We start from the raw sequence: 453 nt of genomic DNA, 5'->3' as shown, positions 1-453 counted from the left end.
GCGTTGAAGTACATACCTCATTGCCTGTCGGCATTTGGCGTACGTTATTCACGCGCACCGACCTGCGCAACCAACGTAAGGCCCTCGTGATCGACAGCAAAATCGGTTACACCGGCAGCTGCAACCTCGTCGATCCGCGCTACTTCAAACAAAACTCAGGCGTCGGCGAATGGATAGATGCCATGATGCGTTGCACAGGGCCTATGGTACTGGAGCTGTCAGCCGTCTTCTTCGCCGACCGTGCCGTCGAAACCGATAAAAACCTCCAAAACGTACAAACATACCTCAACCAAGCAAAAAACCTGCTGCCCCAAATCCTTCCCGAAAAAATGCAGCAAGGCAATATTGTTGCCCAAATCGTTCCTTCCGCCCCCGAGCAAAGCAGCTTCGTCATCTACGAAACCATCATCAGCGCCATCTATGCCGCTATCAAACAAACCACAACTACCACCC

At 52.3% G+C, this 453-nt stretch carries 1 pseudogene; it reads left to right on the top strand.

Features of this window, described 5'->3' with window-relative positions:
• Nucleotides 1-453 (top strand): annotated as a pseudogene (locus tag ACTHUE_RS20350) (cardiolipin synthase); the annotation flags it as partial.

This window comes from Neisseria sp. P0021.S005 (assembly GCF_051956955.1).
Note: the sequence above shows the minus strand (reverse complement) of the source record. Positions and strands in the feature narration are given on the sequence as shown.